Here is an 18,804-nt window from a genome sequence, read left to right as displayed (position 1 = left end):
GCTTGGCGCGGCAACGCGAGAGGCGGCGCCTGCTTCCTGGGCGACGGCCGTGCCGCCGAGGGGGGCGAGAGCGAATTGCGAGACCCTTGAAAAGGGAAAGCATTGCGTCGGGAGACTCATCGAAACGAGCGTCTCGGTAGGCCGAACAACGTATACGGCAGTGTTCGAAAACCTCGTCGCGGGGGATTCGCCGGCGGCTTTCCGGGTATCCGAAAACACGGCCGAATATACGAGTCGAATCGGTCCGAACCGACCCTCAATAGGGTGGTTTTTCGACGGACATGAACTTTTCGTAGACGTTTTCCTACCCGTGTCGAAATAAAACGTCGGGGAAATACCGTAGGGTGCGCGAGGCGCCCCGTTGGATACGGGCGAAAGTCCGTATCGAGCTTTCATGAGCTCGGATTTGAAAACATTCGGGGTCGGGATTTCTGCGAGGATCGGATTGACGAAGGCCTTTCGGAGGCACTCGAGCGAGGTCGTCGAAAGGGCGGTTCGAGCCCCGTTCGAGCCCCCGATCGCCCCCTCGGCCGACGCGGTGAGCGACCCCCTGCGCGCACGGTCGGACCCGACGGGGAGCCCGGCCTCCGCCCCGCCGAGCCGAAACGAGGCCCCCGAAACGCGCAGCGGAAGCGATGCCGGGAGGGTGTAAACACATCCGGAGGAGGCTGTGTTGCCGTCTAAATGTAAGAAAATGTAAAGGTTTTTCATCTGCTTTGATTTTGTGAATGCGGGAAACCACCTAGATTTACGGCCGGGAATCGGGTCTGTCTGCCGGCCCTCTTAGGGATATTCCTAGTGTTTGCTTTCGGGCCCCAAGCTCCGGATCGGCCCGTCGGGGGCTCTTCGGAACCTCCCGGAACCACTTCGAGCTCCTCACCGCGGATCCGCCGCAAGGTGCACCCCCTGGCTGAAGACGATGTCGACGCGCTGGCCGGGGTTCATTTCGAGGACCGGCATCACCTGGTCGGCCAACTTCAGGTAGTAGGCGACGAGTCGGTCCATGCCGCCCGAGAGCCCCTGTCCGAGTCCCGCCTTCCAGGCGTTCTCGTACGTGTGGGTTTGCGTGCCCGTAATCGACGTCTGCACTTCTTCGGCGGAAAGCGACACGGCTTTGCCGAACCCCGAGAGGAGCGAGAGCTTCAGGGCGTTTGCGATCGCCTGGCCGCTCTTCGTGACGAGCTTCCCTTTGAGGCCTACCCGCCCGTCCGCCCCCACGGCGTAGCCGTAGACCCGCACGTCAAGCGCCTCGCCGTTCGGTCCCGCGCACGAGAGACGGTCCAAGCGCACCTGAACGCGTTCGGTCGAAAGGTCCCCCGAGGCGGACCCCGTCACGCGGCAGTCTTTGACGTCGCTCCTCCAGTTGTTGGGGAGAAAGGCGGTGTCTTCCACCTGAAGAAGAACGGGCATGGGGCGGCCGCCGCTGCCGCCTCCCGTCGCGACGAGCCCGCCCGTCAAGAGCGTTCCCGTCGTGAAGGTGCCGGGCGGCAGGTACGTTTCCACGGTTCTGCCCGCCGCGCGGTTGAGAGCGATCGGCGAGTCGCGCTCGACAAACGGAGCCGGGGCTGCGGGAGCGGCGGCAACGGCGTGCTTTTCGTCCTTTACGGGTTCGGGCATGCGAAGCACGGCGAGCCCCGAGCGGGCGGTCGGGTCGCTTTCTCCCTTCACCGAGCCTCCGACGGCGGGCGGAAGGCCCGTTCTCACCCCGCCCGAACCCGCAAAGCGCGCGTCGGGAGGAAGGGGTTCGGCCCCGAAGGCCCCCACCGCTCCCTTCGCCTGACGACGTCGGGGGTCTCCTGCGGTACCGTTCTCAACGCGCTCGGAGAGGTCCGCAAGCGTCCGCTCGGTCACGGCCGCCGTGTTTTTGGCGGCAACGAGTTCTTCGTTCAAACGATCGAGGTCTTCTTTGAGCGTCGCGTTTTCGCTTCTCAAGGCCTTCGTTTCCGCCGCGTCGCGCCGTTCGCGCTCGAGCGCTTCCTTCTTCAGGCGACTCACTTCGTTTTCGAGCTTCGAAAAGTCTTTTTCGAATGCGATGAAGTAGCGTTCGCGCTGCGTGCGGTCGGGCGCCAAGGTGAGGTCGACCTTCGTCGTTTCTTCGGGTTCGCGGCGTGCGAGCGGCTCGGGCGAGTCGACGCTCGAAATGGCCCCGATCGAAACGAGGGTCAAAACGAGCACCGTGACGGCCCCGAGGCGCTTCTGACGGGTGCGCAAAGCCGCGTTCGAAAGGGGCGGGTTCGTGCCCGTATCCGTCGAGTCGATATCTTTTCCGAAGCGGGCGGCGCTCGCCAAGAGCCCGCGAAGGCGGTGGGCGATGGATCCCGTATCGGCGGTCGTGCCCGAATCGCGGAGGGGGTTCGATCCGGCGGAATTCTCGGTCGAATCAGTCATGCGTAGCCTCGATGATGTGAAAAACGGTGCTCTCGCCCGCGGCAAGGACGGGTTTTTCGGCCGTGACGGCGAGCACTTGGGGTGCGAGAAGGGCGGATTCCCGAACAAGAACGGGTCGGATCGAGCGGTTCTTGATGCGAATGCGCGTTGCAAAGAGGCCCCGCGCCGCGTAGCAGACTTCCGCCTTCGGGGCGAGCGTTGCGAGGACCTTTCGGGCGTGGAGCACCGCTTCCGTCTCGACGCACGGACGCTTTTCGACGGCCGGGGGTTCTTCCCCGCGCGCGAGCGTCGCGGCAAAGGTTTTGAGCGCCCCTTCGAAATCCGAAGCGGGAAGGGCGGGGAGCTGTCGGGTCGGAGCCGTACGGTGTTCGGCCTGTTCGGTCGCATTGCGCGAGCGTCGGCGCTCCAAGACGATGTTCTCGGGTTCGGCCCGTTCGTCCGCGACGATCGTGATCCCCGCGGTTTCGCCCGACTCGGTCGTGACGTAGAGCTGCATCCTCCCGAGGCGCTTCGGGAGCAAATAGACTTCGCCCGTGCGGCTTTCGGCTTCGAGCGTTAAATCGGCCTGATCCCAGATGGCGGATGCGATGCGCTCGCCCTCAACCGCCAGGCGGCTCGTCTGGTAGGGAGAAATGTGAAAGACCAACGAGGGCACCGTTTCCCGCTGCCGCACGAAGGGGTTTTGCGCCCGAGGAGCCGCGCGGAAGGCGGGTTCGACGGTTCGGGCGGGGGTGAGCGCTCCGGCCGCTTCGTTCACATCGTTCGCTTCGGTTGCTTCGGTCGTTCGGATCGCTTGGGGCGCCTCGTCGATCGCCGCATCGCTCGCCGAGTTGCTCGACGCGTTGCTCGTTTGCGACGGGGCGGTATCGGGCTCGTTTGCGTGCTTTGCGTGCGTATCGGCGAGCTCTTCCGCAAGCGCCTTCGCGGGTGCTTCTTTCGCATCTTCTCCGTCTTCTCCGTCTTCCATCGGGCGGGAGGCTTCCCGGTGTTCGGGTGCTTCCGGGGCTTCCCCCGAGTGAAGGGCATCGGGAACGGCGCGCCCTTCGGGGGCGACGGGCGCTTCGTTGCGGAGGGCGGCGTTTGCAGCGTGAGAATCCGCTTTTCGCGGTTCCGTCTTTGCGGGCTCGACCGTCGACGGTTTCGTCGAGACGCTCTCTTCTTCGGGCACCCCGTCGGGGTCCCCCGTATAGGCGTAGCCGTCCAAGAACGGAAGAATCGAATGGTATTCGGGCTGCGCGGGAGCGTCCGTCGTGCGCGCCTCGCACTCGGCGGGATGGAGAAGGCCGAAAAGGAGCGCCGCGCCCGTTCCCGCCGCGGTCCCCGCGGTGAGGAAGGCGGCAAAGGGAAAGAAAGAACAGAGGGCCGAGCGCTTCGCGCGCGGGAGGGCGTGATCGAACGCCGAAAAGAGGGTGCGGCGGGTGCGGTCCGTCATCGTGCGGCCTCCCGGGAGGTGCGGTCGGCGGCGTTCAAAGCGTTCGACGAAGAAGCCGCGCCGTCACCGTTCCCGCCGTCGACCCGTTCGATCGCCCGGAGGAAAAGGCGCCCCGCTTCGTAGCGGTAGCGCAACCGATAGACGACCGACTCCGAGTGCGTGACGCGGGTGCCGATCAAGAGCTTCTGAATGCCGGAGACGTCCGCCGTCAGGGCCTTTTCGTTCACCTCGACGGCGTTGGGATAGAAGACGCTTGAGGCGCGGTCGGCTTTGAGGCCTTCGATTTGGTTTTCGAGAAGGATTCGGAGCCGCACGACGTCTTCGGGGTTGACGTGCGCCAAGAGCCTCTGCATCGAGGCGTCCGCCGTTTCGGGAGTGAGGTTTGCGGCCAGAGAAAGAAGGTCCGCGGACCACCGCTCCAGATAGGAGGCCGAGGGGCCCGATTCGGTGAAGGTCCACCCGGCGTCTTTCACGACCGAGGGCGGGAGTACCACGGTTTGGACGGGAGGATTGCGAAAGAGAACGGCGCCTGCGAGCAGGACGGTCGTCACCGACAACGCGGCGACCGTCAGTTCGAGCACGAGTTTCGTGCGGTTGGCTTCGCATACGCGGTCGGAGAGAAGCGGCATGGGTACGACGAAGTGGGTGAGTGAAGTGGAAAAGGGCCCTCGGGCTTTCCAGCCCTCGGGCGGGACGGATCGGCGATCGGGCGGACGACGTGACGAACGGGTGAACGAACGGCTGAACGAACGACGGGAAAACGAGGCGAACCGTAGGAGAGTCGGAGCGAACGGGCGAGGGGTTTGCGTTCTTGCGATTCCCTCCGCCCGTCCGCTCCTGCGCGTCACCCCACGAACCGGCGCTTCGCGGAGGGCGGAGTTCTCTTGAAGGACCCCGCCCCGAAGTGCCAGTACGCAAGGTGCAGTGGAAACCCCCGAACGCGCGATGCGAGGAGCCGGTGGAGGGCGTAGCCCGCAGCGACTCCGAGGATGGCGCCCGTCACCGCGTGCCCGAGTACCGTGCCGATCCCCGTGAGGGCGACGGCCGCAAGGACCGTTTCCGCATCCCAGAAGAGGATCCGGGGCTTCGCGTCGAGGTTTTTGGGTACGGGTGTCGAACGCATGGCATCGTTTCCTTGACGGGGTTGAGCCTCAGCTCCCGAGCGTGAAGAGGTTTTCGATGATCGCGGGGAACATCGCAAGCGCAATCCCGGCGCCGAGCGTCACGATCGCGGCCGTCAAGTTGCCGCGGATGATCCCGACCGCAAGGCCAACGACCAGGAAGGCCAAGGCCAAGGACTTGCCGAGCGAGCCCCCGACCCAGCCGAGCAAGCGGTTGTAGAGGGCGTCGAAGTCGGTCGTGCCCGTGGGGCTCGCGGCCGCGAAGGCGGGGTCCGCGATGAGGGCGTAGGCGACGTAAAGAAGAGCCGCCGCAAGAAGGACGAAGAGCACCTTGCGAACGCGTTCGCGCGCGAGGAATTCGGCCGCTTCTTTGCTGAAGGAGGAAAGCGAGGTCGAACGAGGAATCAAAGAAGCGGCAGAAGCGGCCGCGGTCATGGAGATGGTGGTCATGATTGAAACCAAATGTTTCCGGCGAGAAAAGACGGGGCTTTCGCCCCGGTGTCCCTACGCCGTGGAAGGACCGTGAGACTATGCCGAAGAGTTTCAAATTCGCGTCGTCGGAATTTCGGTGAATGGACTTCGTATACCTAAAGGTTTATCAGATGGTTAGGGGTGTTTTCAGTGGCATTTATAAATCGCCGAACCGTGCGTTCGCGCGTCCCCGATAGTTCTTCTCAATGTGTCGGAGGTCGGTCGGGGGCGTGAGAGCGGGCTTTCGGGGACTCTCAAACCCCTGCCAACGCCCGCCGTTCCTGAGGATTCGGGGGTTTCGAGCGAAAAATGCTCCCCCGCCGCGCGAATCTGCCGCTATACTTCGATCGATTGCAGGGCAATAGGGCGATGGAGGCCCGGAAACCCTGCAAATTAGGAGATTCTCAAATGAACAAGTCCGAATTTGTCGCCGCCATCGCCGCCAAGGCCGGCACCACCAAGGCCGAAGCCGAAAAGCTCGTTGCCGCCTACCACGAAGTTGTGACGGAAACCCTCGTCAAGGGCGAAAAGATCCAGCTCATCGGCTTCGGCAACTACGAAGTTTCCGAACGTGCCGCCCGCGAAGGCCGCAACCCCGCCACGGGCGCCGCGATCACGATCGCCGCTTGCAAGCTGCCGAAGTTCACGGCCGGCAAGGCCCTGAAGGACAAGGTCAACGGCAAGAAGTAATGCCGCTTGTCTCTCCTCACGAGGCCCCGAATCGGTGAGGAGCAGCGAAGCCCCGCTGGATGCGTCCGCGGGGTTTTTTATTTTTGCGGAAACCCGCCGTAAGGCCGCGAGTCCCTCGACTTCGGTCCGTCTTTGCCCGCCGACCGCCGAGGCTCTACAATGGGCCTTCGCCCGAATCTTTCCCTATTTTTTCCCGCATTCCGACCGAGACCCGTTCCCATGGCCAAGCCGAAGAAGAAGCGCACCAAGAAGTACGTGCCCAACCGTCGTCCCAATTCCATCCTCGCGAGCCTTCCCGTCGACAAGGAAACGCAGGCGCGTCTGCGCGGCTCGATCGACGAAGCGATGGAACGACTCGCGGCTTCGAACGCTACGAATGGCGACCTTGCGACGATTCTCTCGGTGCTTGAAATCGCGGAACCGCTCGTCGACGGCCTTGAGGATCCCGAAGCGGCTCGTACGCGTCTTGCGCGCGGGGACGAGCTCATCTCTTCCCTCATTGAGGGGACGGTGACGCAAAGCGCTGCGGCCGAAGGCTTGAAGGACGCGGTCGTGCTGGCGTTTGAAGCCGTCGCCCGCGCCCCGCGCGACGACTACTTCCGCGCGGTCGCGGCCATGCAGCGGGCGCACGCCGAAATGCGCGACAACCTCCGCAAAGAAGGGCGTCTTCCCGAAATAGACCTCTCGGAGGCGCGCGCGGGTGCGAGCGTCTGGGCGATGGACGCGGCGGAGGCCTATCTGCGGCGCGAGGCCGAGAAGGCCGAAAAAGCGGCCGAAGCTCCGAAAGCTACTGAAAGCGGTTGTTAAGGCTTCGTCGGAACTCTTGAAAGTTTGCTCGGAGCCATCCGTTTTCGGTCTAGTCCGTTAGGCGTAGTTTCGTTTACGCAACAACCAAAGGATCGCGAGTAGGATTTTGTAATAATGTAAGTGATTGATTTTTATGTAAATTACCCCCCCCCCTTCGCAAATTGGTGGATACCCCTAAACAGGTAGAGAAACCGTCCGCGGAAACTTTTACGCGTAGGACTCCGTAGGACGGGACACTCGCGCGAGAGGTCAGGTTGCCCTCGCGCGGAAGATCTCCGAGCGTCGTCGTCTCCGCGGAGTCGGAAAGAAGGGGATTCACCATGAATAAGATTTTCAAAACACTGAAGAATCATCGGACCGGCTCTGCGACGGCGGTATCCGAACTTCAGACGAGTCGGACCAAGGGTTCCCGCCTCAAGGCAATCGCTGTGGCCGCAGTTGCTGCGGCCGCGCTCTCTTCCGGGATCGAAGCGGCAACTTGGGACACCGGTTACGATGTCATTCTTAATGAGGAACATGACGAGGGAACCACGCACGTCGGTTCAGGTTTCGCCTTCGGTAACAAGAACCTTGATCTCGCGGCCAAGACCTACGACGAAGACCTTACGGTCTTGTCGTGGGCTTTTGACCCTTACGTCTTCCGGTTCAACGGGCTCGATTCGTCGGGGACGCCGACCGTCAAACTCAATCTCGACGACCCGTATGCGATGTCGGTCTTCGAACAATCTCGGGGGTTCGATCAGGCGCTCGTTCATGTGAAGGGAGGATTGACGGTACACTCGGGAGCGCATTTTTCGGTGGATACGGGGAACAGCGACCCTCTTGACTCGAACATTTTCGAGCAACTCATCGAACAAAACGGAAAGACGGTCGCTCGCGGTCGATACATCATCGGCACGCGCGCTCAGAACCTGAAGGCCCTCGATGGTAAGACCTGGGACGGATACCACGATGGCATCATGTTCACCGACACCACGTTCTACACGGCCACCGTCCTTTCCGAACTTGAAATTTACGACGGGCAAACGCTCAAACTCAACGTCTCGGGCTCGCAGAATTGGGGTGCACACCTGACGGGCGAGGGTGACGTTGCGTACGTTGGCGACAACAAAGCGGAAGACGTCGTCACGGTCAAGCAAAACTTCGAATCGCACAAGACGGAAGATCAGGAACTCGACCGTCTGCATCTTGCGAACGACTACACGGGGGCGACGACCGTCAAGGGCGTCACGCTCAACCTTGAGCGCGAAACGTCGCTCGGCAGCTCGGGGATTCTGAACGCTACCGACGCGAACATCGTCGAAGTCAACGAGGGTGCTCTTGGCGAGCTCGACACGATCGACTTCACGAATACGGCGCTGACGACGGCGGGTACGTCGCTTGAAGTTACGGGCGATGCGACCTTTGCTGGCCAGAACACGATAAACGTGGTCGGTTCCTTCGAGGTTGACAACGGGGCGGAACTCACGTCGGGGTCCCTTACGACGGGGTTGGCTACTTTTAAGGCGGGAGCGCTTGAGATCTCCGACGCGGCCCTGACGGCTTCTTCCGTGACGGTGACCGGGAACACGACGGTTTCGGGTGCGAATACCGTCACGGCCGGTACGTTCTCCGCGAACAGCCTGCTTCTCAATGCAAACGGATCCCTCCATGCAACTGGCGACCTCACGGCGAACACCGCCCGGCTCGCCGCGGGTACGCAACTCGTTGCGGACAAGAACGTTGCGGTCAACGACTTGCTCGTGATGCACGACAGTGCGATTAACGCCGCCCGGTTTGATGCTTGGGGTTCGGTCAGCCTTTCGGGCGCGAATACGATTTCCACCACGGACGGTGCGTTCATTCGCGGTGGGGACGTCGCACTTGCGAACGGCGTGAGTCTCGATGTGGCCCGTGGAGGACTCACCGCAAGCACGAGCGTGACGGTGGATGACGATGCCAAGCTTACCGTTACGGGCGAGCTGAATGTTGAGCACACCCTCACGCTGGGTACCGCCGGGAGCAAAACGGATACTTCGAACTTCTCCGTCGGTGGACTCAAGGTGGGTGAGGAGCTGGCTTTCGTCGGCAAGGGCCGTACGTCGGATGATGTTTACAAGTTCGGCACCTTGGTCTCGGCACTGAATTCGGAATCCGCGTACAACGTCTCGCTCACAAATGCGAATGTCGAATATACGAGTTGGCTCAGGAACGTCGGCACGACGACCCTTGACCAGGCTCATCTGACGCTTGCATACGACAATGCCGTGAGTCTCGGTCACGTCGTGATGACGAATACCTCGGGCTCCGCGAAGAGTCAGAATCTGCTTACGTTCAAGTCGGATTGGGGGTTCGTGATCGACAACCGCTTCTCGGTTGAAGGATCCGCTCCCGAAGACGTGATTGAGCTTTCGGGGAAGGGGGAGGTTGCGTTCGCGGACACCGTTCAGGTCGACGACAACTACGCGGGTTGGATCCGCATGACGGGCACGACCCTTCATCTCCCGCAGGCGAACATGCAAGGCCTGTCCGAAAAGCTCAGCGTTTCGGTAGGGACTGGCGGTACGATCGCCCTTTCGAACGATCAGACGACCCGCCTCAATCGCCTCGGTTGGGCTGATACCGGCAAGAATCCCGGGGGTACGATCGACCTTTCGAAGTTCGATTTCAGCAACCTTGGTAGCGATAAGGCCGCGATCACGGTCAACGATCTCACCGTGAACGGCAATGGTACGATCGTGGTTGACGAATCGGCCGTGCAGGGGCTTACCGTCGGTACGGGCGACGAGGGCGACTCGATTTTCGACGCTCTCAACGGCAACGGGGGAACGCTCGTGATTTCCGTTGCCAACGGGTTTGACCCCGAAGCCGCGGGTGGAACCATCAACGTTATCGTCGACGGCGACACCGATCACGATGAACAACTGACGGGGTACTTCGGCGATTCCGGGCTCTTCATCGGCGACAACGCGGTCGGTGCCGCCGCCAAGGGAACCTGGGGTTACGGTACGGAACTCGACGGCTCCGGGCTCCACGTCACGCACAAGCTGAACGAAATCGAACTCCTTGAGGGCAAAACCCTCGAACTTGCCGTCGAGGGTTCCGAGTACCAAGGTGTTCAACCGAAATTGACCGGTACGGGCACCCTTAAAAAGACGGGTGACGGGTTCCTGCATCTCGTGAACACGGAAAATACGTGGAGCGGTTCGACCGTAGTTGAAGGCGGTTGCCTCATTGCGGAAGCGGGTGCGCTCGGCACCGGCATGCTTGACGTCGATGCGAAGGGCACCTTCGTTCTGAGCGGTGCTCAGGATGAAAAGAGTGATCAGATCGTTGAGAAACTTGCCGTTGATGGCGTCGTGAAGATCGGCGGCAACACGACCGAGAATCACTTGACGCTCGAAGTTGCAGAGGGCGGCTATTTCGCCGAAGGCTCGGTACTCGAAGGCGGTTCCGACACGACTCTCGCTCTTAACGGCGGAACCCTCAGAGTAACGGACATCGAAGACGTCACCTCGGGCTACCAAGGCGAGATTCGGGTCGGCGGCGAAGCCACACTCGTTCTCGACGGCAACAAAGACGGCCGGGATGACGTCGCGGATCTTTCGCACGTCACAGGTCTGGGTACGATCGTCCTCAAGGACTACGCAAAGCACGACACGACGGGCAATTTCAACGGAACCACGAAGGTCGCGGGCGGCCACCTTGAGATCAACGGTGAGAATGCCGACTCCACGTCGGGTGCGAACCTCGTCATGACCGAGGAAGGCGGTACGATCGAGTCGAAGGGCGAACACGTCTTCAATTCGATCGACCTCCGGGGCGGCGTTCTGAATGTGGGCAAAGTCACGGCGGGTGCCGACATCGCGAGCGGTGCGCTTCACGGGACGAACGTGAACCTTTCCGACGTTACGATCGAGGTCTCCACCGACGCGTCGGGCTTGACCGTGGATGCGTCCGACATTCTCTCGATCGACAACGTCGAGGGGAAGACCACCTGGCTCGTCGAGGGCGACAAGGTTGAAGTCGCAAACGTCACGATCACGGGTCTTGACAATGTGGATAAGGATCCCGATCTCATGCAGGACGGCGAGCAGATCGGGACGATCCATTACACGCTCGGGCAGGTGACGACCGACAAGGGCGTGGGCTTCAACACGAAGGCCGACTCGTTGACCCTCACGGGGGTCTTGAACCTCACCGGCTCGCCCGATCCGACGGCCGATACGACGCTTGATCTTTCGGTGACGGGGTCGGAAACGAGCGGAATCAAGGTCGAGAAGGAAATCGTGACGCTCGCCGGCCGGAATTCCTACGGAACCCTTGATGTCGAAAAAGACGCAGAGGTCATTCTGAAGAATGATCAGATCCTGGCTGCGGGCGGTACGGTGAACGGTCGAGTTTCGGGCGACGGTCAGCTCGTCGTAAAGGGCGGTACGCTTGCCGTGAGCTCTTATGCCGGTACGGACTTCGGCATTGTCCTTGATGCGGAGACCGAGGGTGAAAATGCCGAACTTCTGATTGCGGACCGTGTCGGCAGTCCCGATCTCTTTGCGGGTGCCGTCAGGGCCGAAAAGGGTGCCGTCGTTTCCTTCTGGGAATCGACGGGGAACTTCACACTCGCTTCGGGCTCGGCCGATTACGTCCTCGAAAACAGAAGCTCCGTTACGTTCGGTCCTTACACTCCGGCCGAAGACGGATCGTTCGAGGCCGATACGGTTTCGGTCGACAATTCGAGCAGCGCCTACTTCGACATTCAAGGCAAGGCGGGTGCGACCGACCTCTCGCAAATCTCGGGCGACGGGCGGGTCGTTCTCAGCTATGCGCCTGCGTCCGAAGCGGTCGGAACGCTCGACGTGACGGCGATCGGAACGGATTCTTCCGCCTTCACGGGTACGCTCGCTTTTGTGAACGCCCAAGCGACGATCGGTACCGATGTTTCCGTTGCAAACTCGGCGCTCACTCAATTTGCGACGTCGACGGGCAAGCTTGAGGTCGGTGAAGGATCCGTCCTTCACATCAACAACGCCAAGATTCGCGGCGGGGATGGTACCGTGACGCCGAATCCCGTGAAGCTCGCGGGCGACTTCTCGATTTCCGACCGTGCGACGCTCGACTTCACGGCCGGGGTTCTTCCCGGGAGCGGCGACGAATATCTCGGAAATACCTCGGGCGTTTCCGTGAACGCAATCGACATGCAGGGACACGGGTTCGACGTGGTTGGGACCGGTGCCGAGCATACGGTGACGGTCGTTGCGAACGTCGACAACCTCGACTTTGCAAGCGGTCTTCCCTCGGGCGGAACGTATCACGGGTCGATTCTCGACATGTTGGGCGACACGCCCGACTATCCGGTGCTCACGCTCATCAAGAACATCGGTGAAACGAGCGACCTTGCGAAGATCGCTTCCGAAATGAAGCTTGAAGGCGACAACGTCGAGCATGTTGTCGAATTCTGGCAGCCGAACTGGGATCCCAACGTGGACAAGACGGTGCACGTCGCGAACGTCACGACGGGCGTGAAGCTCGTGGCCGACGAGGCTCACAACGGCATCGCGATCGGTGCGGGCATCACCGGGATCGACATCGTCTCGGGCGCGACCCTGCGCATGGACGAAGCGGCCTCGACCGAGTCGGGTGTTCACGTCGTCGACGCGGAGATCAAGGGTGACGGCAATGTGATCGTTTCGAACAGTCTCGGTACTGCGGGTTCGGACGGCATTACGTTTGCGGCCGGCAACACCTACACGGGTGAAACCGTGATCGACCTCGGTGCGACGCTTACCGCCGCGAATGAGGACGCATTCGGCGGCAGCTCGCTCGTTCGCGTCGGTACGATGGAGAACGGCGACGGAACCGATTCCGCGCCTTCGACTCTCAAGGTGTCCGTGTCGCAAGGCAACACCGGCACTTACACGAACGCTCTCAAGGTGAACGCACTCACCGTGGGCTCGAACGGCACCGTGGAACTTGCCAAAGACAACGATCTCCTCTTGACCGGCACCGGTACGTCGACCCTCGCCGCGAATTCGACCGTGACGGGCGACGATTCGACCACGATCGGTCTTGCAGGCGGCAAACTGGTCGTTGAAAAGCTCGACACGCTTTCGGGCTTCAAGGGCGCCTTCCGCGTCGATACCGATGCTTCCGTCGACTTCACGGTGGCGGACGGCTCCTACACCTGGACGAACGACGTTCTCTACTACACCGACGCACGCTCGCGTGCGATCGGTGCGGGCGAATTCGTGAAGACGGGTGCGGGGACGCTTGTCATCGACGGCACGCAGGCAAACCTTGCCGCGATGCGTCTCGTTGCGGCCGAAGGCACGACGAACGTCAAGGGCGGTGCTTCGATCCTGGGTCTCACGACCCGCGCCGATACGGTCGTTGATGTGGACGGCGTCTTCACGACGCAGAGCCTCTCGGCCGATGCGGGCAGCATCTTCGCGCTCGACGTCGTGACCGGAAAGACCGTCTCCGTGAAGGAAGGCGAATCCTCGACGACGAAGCCGATCTGGGGCCTGGGCGAAAACGGTTCCGACGGCATCCGCGTGACGGGTACCGCTTCGGGGACGCTCAACCTCGCCGTGACGCCGAAGAACGTCGACCGGGGTGCGGAAGAAAGCATCCAGCTCGTCGATGCGGCGCATGCCGAGGACGGGAATTTCACCGTGAACCTTGTCGACGCGAACGGCTCTCGGATTGAGGCCCTCACGGCCGGTGCCTACGACTACACGCTCGTTCGCAAGGACGACGCCCAGAACGGCACCGACGTGTTCCTTTCGAGCATCACGGGTGAGGACGACGTTCGCAATACGACGGTCACCGCCGGTTCCTACCTCGGTGTTGCGGCCGCCGCGCAGCTCTTCGACATTTCGCTCCACGACCGCATGAGCAACCGCTCGTGGTTGACAGCGAACGCCGACGGATCGATTGCGAACAGCTTCTGGGTGCTCGAAACCGTCTCGAACGAACGCTACGGCGATTCGACGGGGCAGATCGACGTCCACGACACGGCTTCGACCACCACGGTGGGTTCCGATATCCTCTCGGGCCTTGCCGCGGGCGGCACGTGGTACGCGGGCGCGATGTTCTCCTATGCGACCGAAGACACGAAGAGCCGTTCGAACCGTACGGCGCTCGACTCCCGCGCGGATACGGACGCGTGGGCCGCGGGTCTCTATGCGGGCTGGCAGCTTAACGGCGCCGACCGCACGGGTCCCTACGTCGACGGCTGGATCCTCTGGACCGACGCCGAAAGCGACGTGAAGGGCGGGAACGTCTCCGAAACGGTGGACGGGAACGGTCTCTCCGCGTCGATCGAAGCGGGCTGGGGCTTCAAGGCCCTTTCCTACAACGCGCACGGTCAGGCGGGCGACATCTACGTCGAACCGCACGTCTCCGTCACGTGGTTCGGTTACGAAGCGGACGACGTCTCGAACGACGTCCACGACGTGACGTTCGAAGGGAAGGACAACATCCGCACGAAGTTGGGTGTGAAGACCTACGCCTTCGGCAAGAACTCGGGCGGCTTCTCCCCGTACGTCGAACTCAACTGGATCCACAACACCGAAACGTACGGCGTCACGATGTCGAACGTGACGGTCGAGCAGGTCGGTGCCGAGGACCAGGGTGAAGTGCGTGCCGGTGCCGATTGGCGCATCAACGATGCGTTCACGGTCTGGGGCCACTTCGGCGTCACGTCGGGCTCCGACGGGTACTCGAACCGCGAAGGGTCGTTGGGGGTGCGGTACACCTTCTGACGTTGAACACCTGAAGGCGCTTTCTCCGAAGGCGCCTTGAATGTGCCACTCAGGCGGTCGGTCTTCTTCGCGTCATGCGCGGGAGGCCGACCGCTTTTGCATGGCGGCCGAATGACCTCGGAAGAACCTCAGTGCGCCGTCCGGAGGACGGCCCCTCGAAAGGCCTGCGTCAGAAGCGCCACCATCGGTAGAGGATCCAAAGGCCGAGTCCCGCCCATACGGCAAGCGCGATCAGCAGGTTCCTGCCCGGATGTTCGAACCAGTCGAGAAGCCATGGGATGCCGCCGAAGACGACGCCCAAGACCGCGAGAAGAAGAGCGACTGCGAGAATACCGTTCGTCATGATTCGGAAAGCGAAGAGGCGAAGGCAGGTTCGCCGCGGACCCGCCTTCGCGGTTGACGTGTTGTCGGATCAAGCGGCGGGCATCCCGTTTCCGTATGCGAACTTGAGGGTCATCCCCGGAAGAGCCGCTCCTTCGGAAAGTGTAATGGCGTGCTTGTCATTTTCCGAGAAACCGATGGTTTGGCCGTCTTCAAGCGTTTGGTCGCACTCGAGAACGTAGGAGGCCATCGATGATGTAAACGCCCAGAGCTCCCGCGCATCGGCACCTTCGGCATTCAATACCTCGATCTCGCGGCGACCGAAGGTTTCCAGGCCGTAGGTGTAGGCGCCGAGCACGTGGTCGGTCTCGTAGAGACCGAACCAAATCCAAGCGTGCACGGGAAGGTCGTCGTTCCTCAATGCGTCGGCCGCCTTCCGGTAGAAGTCGGGCTCGAAGACGACGCCGCTCGTGTAGATGCCGCTCACGTAGCGTTGCCGGCTGCAGGCGTCCATGAGTTTGACGAACAGTTTGCCGCGCTCGATCGGATCGTCGTCTCCGCCGCAGACCGCAACCATGATGTGCGCGGCGTGCTTCTTCGCGACGTCCACGGCTTCGGGCCACATCCAGTTGTTTTCGGCATTGGTTTCAGCTTCGTTGCCCGGGATGGGAAAGGGCATCAGGCTTATGGCGACCATCCGATCGCCCAGGTTGAAGACCAGCGAATCGTCCCGCTCGTCTTCGTCGGGATCGCTTTCCGGGACGGTGATGTCCCACAGTTTCTTCAGGTCGCCAATCAGTCGGGTTTTGTCCCAGCACCCTTTGGAAAGAAGCGCGAACCCGAGAAACGGTCCGCATCCGGGCTCATCCTTCGCATCCTTTGCGTCCGTCGCGTCGTCGTTTTCGTTGTCGACAGCGTCGCCCTTGTTCTCTTCCTCGTCCGCTTCTTCGAAGACGGCGTCGTTCTGAAGACCGCGAACGAACTCCTCGAAGCTGTCGGCCAAGTGCGTGATTCGGTAGTCCAGTTCCTGGTCGACGTGTACAACGGCGGGTTCGCCCTCCGGTCCGCACGCGCGATAGTCCAGAAAGATCATGTCGTGCCCGGCACTCGGGCAGTCGCAAACGGCCACACCGATCGGCGGGTACCCCCATTCGCTCGTCATGAATCGGCTGCCCAGGTTGCCACCGAGGGAATAGGCTTTGTCGCGTCCGATGCCGAAGATGCCGGTGATCGCTACGTGGTCTTCGGCCCAGCTCGTCGGTTCGTCGGTCGGAAAGCACGTGTTGACGGGAATCCCGCCGTTATGCCGCTTCATAAGCCAGACGTATGAGGCCGGCAGTTTATAGCCGAGCTCTCTTTCGATTTCGGTGATCAGCTCGTCGGACGGCTCGGCACTCACGTATTCCTTCTTCGCGTACTCAGAATCGTTCCAGAAGTTCGTGAAGTCGAAACCTTCAAAGGGCGTGGCCCCGGGCGTGAACTTCGTCTTTCCGGCCCGACGCAACCGACGACGGATCCTGCGGGCACATTCTTCGATCACCATGGGCGCGCACTCATCCCGAGGATCGAGCTCCGCCCAACGTCGGGCGTAGGAAACGGCCTTTTCCTCTTGGTCGGTCATATATTGGTAGCCGTAGGCCATGCGCATGTGCCACTCGGCTTTGTCAACGCCTTCCGCACGAACGGATTCCAGAACGTCCACGGCACGCTTGAGGGCGGCCTGCGCCTCGTCCTGCGGCGATCCTTCCTGGTGGTCTCCGAGGACGGCGTAGTTTTCCAAGGCCCGGGCCAAAGCGTAGGCGGTTCGGTAATTCCGCTGATCCTCGGGGACGGACTCCAGAGCCCGTATGCATGACGAGAAATCGTCCGCATCGTTCCATTTTTCAATTTGAGCGAAGAACGCTTCGGCTGTTTCGGGCGAGTATGCCGATGTTTCCGCTTTCGATGACCCCTGCGCGGTCGCCTCTGCGCCAGAAGCCTTCGACGCGAACGTTTCCGAATGCTCTTCCATATCCGGTTTCTTTTCCGGATCGCCTTCTGGATCGGTGCTTTGCGGCGCCTTCAGGGCGACGGTGCCTGCATCGCGGCGGAAGACATGGAAGTTCGCCCATTCCACGGGCGACGCGTCGAAGAAGGCTTTGGCCTTCTCGATGAGCGCGCGAATGTCCCAGGCGATGAAGTCGACATAGCCGCACCGGGTGCCGGTCGCGCCGCCCGTGAGCGTCGCGATCTCCGGGCCGTCGCCTGCGGCGAGTGCCTCTTCGAGTCGATCGCGGAAGTCGAAAATCCGCTTGCTTTGATCTTCGCCGAAAAATCCGTCGAGGGGATAGATGAAAAAGCCGGCCACGGCGCCGTCGTCAAGGAGTTCGTCCGAAAAGTCCGTGTCGCCCCCGAGGTAGTCGTTGATGAGGGCCGCGCAACAGGTCGACCCTGCCATGACGTCCAACCGCCAATCCGCATCCGGGTCGTCGTTGGGCTTGCACTGGTAGCAGAGAGCGGAATCGAGACACCGCGCGGGATCGGGGTCGAGGTCGAACCCTTCGGCTTCGAGTTCGGCGGGAAGGTCTGCGAGCAGCATCCCCGGCTCTGCGAGCGGTCGATCGAGAACCTCGAACGCGTCGACGCAGCGCATGTGCGGGATTTCGCCCAGGATTTGGTCGGTGAGCGTCTCCAAGGCCCAATAGGCCTTCCCTTCCTCGTTCTTAAGAACGGGGAGCAGTTTCTCGCAGTAGGCTTTGAGGCCGATGCGCTTCTCATCGGTTTTCTCGACCCACACGCGAACGTCGCTCCCGGAAATGTCGAAGTCTTCGGTGCGCATGCCGACGTCGTTCGCGCGTTGGCGCCCGACGAGGATATTCCAGTTTTCGAGCACCGACGCAGGCGCACGGTCGCGGAAGTACACAAGCTCGAAAAGCTTGACCTTGTCGCCTTGGGGACTCAGGATCACTTCGTGCTTGTGCTCGTTGACGCCGATCTCAAAAGCGACGTCGTCGAACGCAATGTCGAAAATCGACCGGAATTGTTCGACGATTTCGTGTGCGTTTTCGTGCGTCTTGTCTTCGGCCAGGGCCTTCCGAAGGTCGGCTTCCGTTTCGGCAAACGCCTCCCAGGCCTTCGCCGTGCGTTCTCGGAAGCAAGACCGGAAAAGCGGCAGCGTCTCGTAGTGCCGGCACTTCGCGATGAATTCTTCCGTGTCTTCGTCGCCCGGCCGGGCTTCAAGCGCTTTCTCGAAGTAGGGAAGAGCCCGGTGCTCCTGCTCCAGGTAGAAGTAGGCGTAGGCCATGCGGAAGTTCCAGCGGTGGTCGCCTCGGAAATACGCCTCATGGGGTTTGAGGAGCTCGATGGCGTGCTTGAGCATGTCGCGGTCGTCGACCGTCGCCGCATTGCTGTAGGCGCGAGCGAGCTCGGAATCGAGTTCGGGCGTGCGCTCGTCGTCCGGAAGCGCTTCGATCGCATCGATGATCTTGCGGAATTCGTCCTCTTCGGTCCAGATTTGGCATTGTTGCAAGAGGTCCATATCTTTTCCCTCCACGGTTTGCGGGGATGCGGCGGTCGGGATGCGGCCGACGGGGCGGTGCAAAAAGGGCTTCCAAAACGGCCTGAGGTCGGTCGCCCGTCCGATTCAGTCTACGGGGAATCCGTGTTTGGAGAAAAGTCTTTTTTCGAACCGACGTATCCTCCCGAAGGCATCCGACCGGAAGCCGCCGAAAGAGGCTCAAAGGAGTTGAAGGGCTTCGAAAAGCCTCGAAAACCCCAGTCCGACGGCGTTTCGGTCAACGACCGTTACACATTTCTATCAATCGGAAAAGACCTTCGAGCTGAAGCTATCGGT

10 protein-coding genes are annotated in these 18,804 nt (G+C 61.6%); 3 read left to right on the top strand and 7 right to left on the bottom strand.

Annotated elements, in window-relative coordinates; translation table 11 throughout:
- Positions 1-876 precede the first annotated feature (876 nt).
- The 5 genes from S6FBBBH3_RS07065 to traA form a co-directional block, all read right to left on the bottom strand.
- Positions 877-2,388 (bottom strand): TraB/VirB10 family protein, encoded by a 1,512-nt coding sequence (locus S6FBBBH3_RS07065; protein ID WP_120177077.1) that lies wholly within the window; start codon positions 2,386-2,388, stop codon positions 877-879.
- The gene (locus tag S6FBBBH3_RS07060; protein WP_120177076.1) at positions 2,381-3,820 is read right to left on the bottom strand and encodes a TraK domain-containing protein; all 1,440 of its coding nucleotides are present in this window, start codon (positions 3,818-3,820) and stop codon (positions 2,381-2,383) included. The genes S6FBBBH3_RS07065 and S6FBBBH3_RS07060 overlap by 8 nt, the downstream gene beginning before the upstream one ends.
- Positions 3,817-4,449 carry a TraE/TraK family type IV conjugative transfer system protein gene (locus tag S6FBBBH3_RS07055; protein ID WP_120177075.1) on the bottom strand — a complete coding sequence of 211 codons (633 nt, stop codon included), beginning with the start codon at positions 4,447-4,449 and terminating at the stop codon, positions 3,817-3,819. Before S6FBBBH3_RS07055 ends, S6FBBBH3_RS07060 begins: the two co-directional genes overlap by 4 nt.
- 215 nt (positions 4,450-4,664) lie before the next feature.
- Positions 4,665-4,943, bottom strand: coding sequence for a type IV conjugative transfer system protein TraL (traL, locus tag S6FBBBH3_RS07050; protein ID WP_120177074.1), 279 nt, complete (start codon positions 4,941-4,943; stop codon positions 4,665-4,667).
- A 28-nt stretch (positions 4,944-4,971) separates the two neighbouring features.
- Positions 4,972-5,391 carry a TraA family conjugative transfer protein gene (gene traA, locus S6FBBBH3_RS07045; protein WP_123957663.1) on the bottom strand — a complete coding sequence of 140 codons (420 nt, stop codon included), beginning with the start codon at positions 5,389-5,391 and terminating at the stop codon, positions 4,972-4,974.
- 429 nt (positions 5,392-5,820) lie between these two features.
- Between traA and S6FBBBH3_RS07040 the strand changes: the two genes are divergently transcribed.
- The 3 genes from S6FBBBH3_RS07040 (at position 5,821) to S6FBBBH3_RS07030 (ending at position 14,651) form a co-directional block, all read left to right on the top strand.
- Complete coding sequence (locus S6FBBBH3_RS07040) at positions 5,821-6,102, top strand: HU family DNA-binding protein (RefSeq protein ID WP_120177072.1); 282 nt, start codon at positions 5,821-5,823, stop codon at positions 6,100-6,102.
- A gap of 219 nt (positions 6,103-6,321) precedes the next feature.
- Positions 6,322-6,909, top strand: a complete 588-nt coding sequence (locus S6FBBBH3_RS07035; RefSeq protein WP_120177071.1) for a hypothetical protein — start codon at positions 6,322-6,324, stop codon at positions 6,907-6,909.
- A 320-nt stretch (positions 6,910-7,229) separates the two neighbouring features.
- Positions 7,230-14,651 carry an autotransporter outer membrane beta-barrel domain-containing protein gene (locus S6FBBBH3_RS07030; protein WP_120177070.1) on the top strand — a complete coding sequence of 2,474 codons (7,422 nt, stop codon included), beginning with the start codon at positions 7,230-7,232 and terminating at the stop codon, positions 14,649-14,651.
- Between the two features lie 169 nt (positions 14,652-14,820).
- On the opposite strand, the gene S6FBBBH3_RS11085 is transcribed toward S6FBBBH3_RS07030, so the two are convergent.
- On the bottom strand, positions 14,821-14,994 hold the full coding sequence (locus tag S6FBBBH3_RS11085; protein WP_170143864.1) for a hypothetical protein: 174 nt from the start codon (positions 14,992-14,994) through the stop codon (positions 14,821-14,823).
- Between the two features lie 69 nt (positions 14,995-15,063).
- A complete protein-coding gene (locus S6FBBBH3_RS07025; protein ID WP_120177069.1) occupies positions 15,064-18,489 on the bottom strand; it encodes an SMI1/KNR4 family protein in 3,426 nt (1,141 codons plus the stop codon).
- Between the last annotated feature and the right edge of the window lie 315 nt (positions 18,490-18,804).

This window comes from Sutterella megalosphaeroides (genome assembly GCF_003609995.1).
Lineage (GTDB): Bacteria > Pseudomonadota > Gammaproteobacteria > Burkholderiales > Burkholderiaceae_F > Sutterella > Sutterella megalosphaeroides.
The sequence above is the reverse complement of the archived record's forward strand: the minus strand, read 5'-3'. Positions and strand labels throughout refer to the sequence as shown.

What these genes read in the sequence shown, in the direction of transcription:
- S6FBBBH3_RS07035 (WP_120177071.1), top strand. Translation starts at nt 6,322, where the DNA reads ATGGCCAAGCCGAAGAAGAAGCGCACCAAGAAGTACGTGCCCAACCGT.
- S6FBBBH3_RS11085 (WP_170143864.1), bottom strand. Translation starts at nt 14,994, where the DNA reads ATGACGAACGGTATTCTCGCAGTCGCTCTTCTTCTCGCGGTCTTGGGC.
- S6FBBBH3_RS07040 (WP_120177072.1), top strand. Translation starts at nt 5,821, where the DNA reads ATGAACAAGTCCGAATTTGTCGCCGCCATCGCCGCCAAGGCCGGCACC.
- traA (WP_123957663.1), bottom strand. Translation starts at nt 5,391, where the DNA reads ATGACCACCATCTCCATGACCGCGGCCGCTTCTGCCGCTTCTTTGATT.
- S6FBBBH3_RS07065 (WP_120177077.1), bottom strand. Translation starts at nt 2,388, where the DNA reads ATGACTGATTCGACCGAGAATTCCGCCGGATCGAACCCCCTCCGCGAT.
- S6FBBBH3_RS07025 (WP_120177069.1), bottom strand. Translation starts at nt 18,489, where the DNA reads ATGGACCTCTTGCAACAATGCCAAATCTGGACCGAAGAGGACGAATTC.
- traL (WP_120177074.1), bottom strand. Translation starts at nt 4,943, where the DNA reads ATGCGTTCGACACCCGTACCCAAAAACCTCGACGCGAAGCCCCGGATC.
- S6FBBBH3_RS07060 (WP_120177076.1), bottom strand. Translation starts at nt 3,820, where the DNA reads ATGACGGACCGCACCCGCCGCACCCTCTTTTCGGCGTTCGATCACGCC.
- S6FBBBH3_RS07030 (WP_120177070.1), top strand. Translation starts at nt 7,230, where the DNA reads ATGAATAAGATTTTCAAAACACTGAAGAATCATCGGACCGGCTCTGCG.
- S6FBBBH3_RS07055 (WP_120177075.1), bottom strand. Translation starts at nt 4,449, where the DNA reads ATGCCGCTTCTCTCCGACCGCGTATGCGAAGCCAACCGCACGAAACTC.